Origin of the sequence: Streptomyces sp. NPDC059456 (assembly GCF_042750055.1) — a bacterium.
GTDB lineage: Bacteria > Actinomycetota > Actinomycetes > Streptomycetales > Streptomycetaceae > Streptomyces.
The window spans coordinates 1-5,127 of record NZ_JBHYVA010000621.1 but is presented as its reverse complement, the minus strand read 5'-3'; the positions used below and the strand labels follow the sequence as shown (position 1 = coordinate 5,127).

General features: G+C 71.5%; 5 protein-coding genes. All 5 read left to right on the top strand.

Annotated elements, in window-relative coordinates; genetic code table 11:
• A partial coding sequence (locus tag ACFXA3_RS34900) for a hypothetical protein (RefSeq protein ID WP_385193741.1) occupies window positions 1-249 on the top strand: 249 nt, incomplete at its 5' end.
• Window positions 246-1,157 (top strand): MBL fold metallo-hydrolase, encoded by a 912-nt coding sequence (locus ACFXA3_RS34895; RefSeq protein WP_385193738.1) that lies wholly within the window; start codon window positions 246-248, stop codon window positions 1,155-1,157. The genes ACFXA3_RS34900 and ACFXA3_RS34895, both read left to right, overlap by 4 nt.
• Window positions 1,158-1,339: 182 nt before the next feature.
• Complete coding sequence (locus ACFXA3_RS34890; RefSeq protein ID WP_385193736.1) at window positions 1,340-2,410, top strand: phosphotransferase family protein; 1,071 nt, start codon at window positions 1,340-1,342, stop codon at window positions 2,408-2,410.
• Window positions 2,411-2,418: 8 nt separating this feature from the next.
• Window positions 2,419-3,669 (top strand): acyl-CoA dehydrogenase family protein, encoded by a 1,251-nt coding sequence (locus ACFXA3_RS34885; protein ID WP_385193734.1) that lies wholly within the window; start codon window positions 2,419-2,421, stop codon window positions 3,667-3,669.
• A gap of 189 nt (window positions 3,670-3,858) precedes the next feature.
• Window positions 3,859-5,058, top strand: coding sequence for a S8 family serine peptidase (locus ACFXA3_RS34880; RefSeq protein ID WP_385193732.1), 1,200 nt, complete (start codon window positions 3,859-3,861; stop codon window positions 5,056-5,058).
• Window positions 5,059-5,127 lie beyond the last annotated feature (69 nt).

Below are 5,127 nucleotides of genomic sequence, written 5' to 3'. Positions count from 1 at the left end.
ACCGAACAGCTCCACGACCCCCGGCCCCGCAACGCCACCGCCATCACCACCGAACAGCCCCAGGACCCCCGCCCCCGCAACGCCACCGGCAGCCCCACCGAACGGCTCCACAACCACCGCCCCTGGCACCGCCACCACCCACCCCCGAGCAACCATCACGCCACCGGCCCACCCCGCCCTCCCCCCGCGGCCGAGCGGCTGGCAGGATGCCGAGCGCACTTCAACGCCTCCCCGGGAGACCGCAGATGACCGCCGAAGAGCCGTACCTCGTCCAGCCCGCAGCCGGGGTGTACGCCTACGTCCAGCCGGACGGCGGCTGGTGCCTCAACAACGCCGGTTTCGTCAGCGACGGCGGCCGGACCCTGCTCATCGACACCGCCGCCACCCAGCGGCGCGCCCTGGCCCTGCGCGAGGCGGTCGTCGCGGCGGGCGTGCCGCTGCCCCGCACCGTGGTCAACACCCACCACCACGGCGACCACACCTACGGCAACGCCGTCTTCGCCCCCGAGGCCCTGATCCTCGGGCACGACAACGCGCGCACCGAACAGCTCGCCGCCGGCCACCAGCTGGAGCTGATCTGGCCGGCGACCGACTTCGGCTCGATAGAGATCACCGCGCCGGACCTCACGTACAGCGACCGGATGACCTTCCACCTCGGCGAAACGGAGGTCCGGGTCATCCACCCCGGCGTCGCGCACACCACCGGCGACTCGATCGTGTTCCTGCCGCGGCAGCGGATCGTGTTCACCGGCGACCTGGTCTTCGCCGGGGGCACACCGTTCCTGGCGATGGGCTCGCTGGCCGGTTCGCTGCGCGCGCTGGAGCTGCTGCGCTCGCTGGACGCGGAAACGGTCGTACCGGGTCACGGGCCGCTGACGGACCCGTCCGCGTACGAGGCCACCGAGCGCTACCTGCGCCACGTGGCCGAACTCGCCCGGGAGGGCAGGGCGAAGGGCCAGACCCCGCTGGAGGTGGCGCGGCAGGCCGATCTCGGCGAGTTCGCGGCCTGGCGGGAGAGTGAGCGGCTGGTGGCGAACCTGCACCGGGCGTACGCGGAGCTGGCCGGTGAACCGGAGGGCGCACCGCTGGACATACTGACGGTGCTCCAGGACATGACGGTGATGAACGGCGGCACGCCGATCCTCTGCCACGCCTGATTCAGACGACGACGCCGACGCCGACGACGTACGGGCCGGAGGGTTTGCGCGGAGGGTTTCCGCGGCGCCCCTCCCCTCCGGCCGGTACTCGTGGGCCCTGCACACTGGACGACATACCGACTGGTCGGCATGATGGCTCTCGTTCGTTCCGTCCTCGTCCACTCCGCACGGAGGTGCGCACCATGACCTCAGCGTCAGCGTCCGCTTCAGCCGCCCCCCGGGGCCTCGACCTGGAGCGGCTGCGCGGTCATCTCGACCGGGCGCGGCCGGGTCTCGTGGCCGGGGAGCTGCGCGGCCGGCTGATCGAAGGCGGCCGGTCGAACCTCACGTACGAGATCACCGACGGGGCCGCCCGCTGGGTGGTGCGCCGCCCGCCGCTCGGCCACGTCCTGGCCACGGCGCACGACATGCGGCGCGAGCACCGGGTGATCCGGGCGCTGCACGGCACGGCCGTGCCGGTGCCCGAGCCGTTGCTGCTGTGCGAGGACGAGTCCGTCCTCGGGGCGCCGTTCTACGTCATGGAGTACGTGGACGGGGTGCCGTACCGGACGGCGGGCCAGCTCGCCGGGATCGGGCCCGAGCGCACCCGGCGGGCGGTGCTGGGCCTGGTGGACACGCTGGTCGACCTGCACGCGGTGGATCCGGCGGCGGTGGGCCTGGGCGACTTCGGCCGGCCGGAGGGCTTCCTCGACCGGCAGCTGCGCCGGTGGGGCAAGCAGCTCGCGGCCTCCCGGGGGCGGGAGCTGGCGGGCATCGACGAGTTGCACGGCGCGCTCGGCCGGGCCCTGCCGGACTCCCCCGCCCCGACGGTCGTGCACGGTGACTTCCGGCTGGACAACGTGCTGATCGGCGGCCCGGACGACACGATCAGGGCGGTGCTGGACTGGGAGATGTCCACGCTCGGGGATCCGCTGACCGACCTCGGGCTGCTGGTGATGTACAGCTCGGACCTGGGGCTGGAGGACTCCCCGGTCAGCACGACGAGCGGTGCTCCCGGCCATCCGGCACCGGCCGAGCTGATCGAGCGGTACGCGGCCCGGTCGGGCCGGGACACCGGCGCGATCGCCTGGTACACCGCCTTCGCCTGGTTCAAGCTCGCGGTGATCCTCGAAGGCATCCACTACCGCTACACGCTCGGGCAGACGGTGGGTGCGGGCTTCGACCGGATCGGCGAGCTGGTCCCGGTCTTCATCGAGCACGGTCTGACCACCCTCCGGGGCACCCGTCCCTCCGCAAACGGCCAGGAAGGCTGAGGCACATCATGGACTTCGCATTCGACGCCCGGACCGAGGAACTCCGCGAGCGGCTCCTCGCGTTCATGGAGGAGTACGTCTACCCGGCGGAGCCCGTCGCCGCCGAGCAGCGCGCGCGGCTGGCCTCGCCCTGGGACACTCCGGCCGTCTTCGGTGAGCTGAAGGCCGAGGCGCGCCGTCAGGGCCTGTGGAACCTGTTCTTCGTGGACCAGCACGGCCTTCCCGGTGCCGAGCACGGCGCGGGGCTGACCAATCTCCAGTACGCCCCGCTCGCCGAGATCACCGGCCGCAGCCCGCATCTGGCGCCGATGGCGACCAACTGCGCGGCTCCGGACACCGGGAACATGGAGCTGCTCGCGCAGTTCGGCGATGAGGCGCAGAAGAAGCAGTGGCTCCAGCCGCTGCTGGCCGGGGAGATCCGGTCCGCGTTCGCGATGACCGAGCCGGAGGTCGCCTCCTCGGACGCGACGAACATCGAGACGCGGATCGAGCGGTCGGCGGACGGTGCCGAGTACGTCGTGACGGGCCGCAAGTGGTTCATCTCGGGGGCCATGAACCCGGACTGCAAGATCTTCATCGTCATGGGCAAGACCGATCCGGACGGCGCCGATCCGCGGCGCCAGCAGTCGATGATCCTGGTCCCGCGTGACACTCCGGGCGTGGAGGTGCGCCGGGCGATGACCGTGTACGGGTACGAGGACCACGACCACGGGGGCCATGCCGAGGTGGTCTTCCACGGGGTCCGGGTGCCGGCCGCGAACCTGATCGGCGAGGAGGGCACCGGCTTCGCCATCGCCCAGGCCCGGCTCGGCCCGGGCCGGATCCACCACTGCATGCGGCTGATCGGGATGGCGGAGCGGGCCATCGAGCTGATGTGCCGGCGTGCGGTGGGACGTACGGCCTTCGGCAAGGAGCTGGCCGCGCAGGGCGTGGTGCAGAACTGGATCGCGGACGCCCGGGTGACCGTGGAGCAGTTGCGCCTGCTGGTGCTGAAGACGGCCTGGCTGATGGACACGGTCGGCAACCGGGGCGCGCACACCGAGATCCAGGCCATCAAGATCGCGACCCCGCGGGCGGTGGTGCGGATCCTCGACGACGCGGTGCAGTTGCACGGTGCGGGCGGGGTGAGCCAGGACTTCCCGCTGGCCGAACTGTGGGCGGCTGCGCGGACGTTGCGGCTGGCGGACGGTCCGGACGAGGTGCACCAGCGTTCGCTGGCGCACCGGGAGCTGAAGAAGTACGCCGGGCGCCGCGCCTGAACGTGGAGGAATCGTGCGGGAGTTCGTGCGAACCCATGTGCGAGGTGAAGGCGATGCGGGGGGCCTTTTAAGAAAGCTTGTTGAATAACCCGTTACCCCCGGGACGTTCTTGATTTGCGCCTGTCAATCGGAAGAGGGTTCTCCAGAAGGTTTGACGCCCCACACGTCAACATGAGGAGAACCCTCCAGATGGCAACTCACAAGCGCTCGCGCGGTTTCCGGTATGCGGCAGTCGCCACGGGAGCCGCCACCGCGGCCGCCGTGACCCTGCTGGCCACCCCCTTCGCGGGGGCCTCGACACCGGCCGAAGGCACGGTGTTCGGACTGGGCGCGCCCGGCGCGATCAGCGGTAGCTACGTCGTCATACTCGACGCATCCGCGAACAAGGAACAGCTGGCCAAGAAGTACGGAGGCGAGCTGAAGCGCACCTACGGCTCCGGGGTCAACGGCTTCTCGGTCGCCGGCCTGAGCGAGACCAAGGCCAAGCGGCTCGCCGCGGACCCGGCCGTCGGCAAGGTCGTGCAGAACAAGAAGTTCACCATCAACGCGACTCAGGACAACCCGCCCTCATGGGGTCTGGACCGGATCGACCAGACGGCCAAGGCGGGCGACAAGAAGTACAACTACCCCGACAGCGCCGGCGAGGGCGTGACGGCGTACGTCATCGACACCGGCATCCGCACGACCCACAAGGACTTCGGCGGCCGCGCCACGTCCGGCTTCGACGCCGTCGACAACGACGACAGCGCCGACGACGGCAACGGGCACGGCACGCACGTCGCGGGCACCATCGCGGGGACCGCGCACGGCGTCGCCAAGAAGGCGAAGCTGGTCGCGGTGCGGGTGCTCGACGACAACGGCTCCGGCACCACCGAGCAGGTCGTCGCCGGCATCGACTGGGTCACCCAGCACCACTCGGGGCCCTCGGTGGCCAACATGAGCCTGGGCGGCGGCGCGGACGAGGCACTGGACGAGGCCGTGCGCCGGGCCATCGCCTCGGGCGTCACCTTCGCGGTGGCGGCCGGCAACGAGTCGGCGGACGCCGGGCAGGGCTCCCCCGCCCGGGTTCCGGAGGCGATCACCGTGGCGTCGAGCACCATCGACGACCAGCAGTCCTCGTTCTCCAACTTCGGCTCCGTCGTGGACCTCTACGCGCCGGGCTCGGACATCACCTCCGACTGGAAGGACAGCGACACCGCCACCAAGACCATCTCGGGCACCTCCATGGCCACCCCGCACGTGACGGGCGCCGCGGCGGTCTACCTGGCCGGGCACCCGTCGGCGACCCCGGCGCAGACGGCCTCGGCGCTGACGGGCGCGGCCACGGCCGGCGCGGTGACCAACCCGTCGGCGGGCACGGCGAACAAGCTGCTGAAGGTCGCCCCGTAGCGGCGACCGGACGCACCGGGACGCACTGACCGGACGTACCGAAGGGCCCGCCCCCGTCCGCCCCTGCCA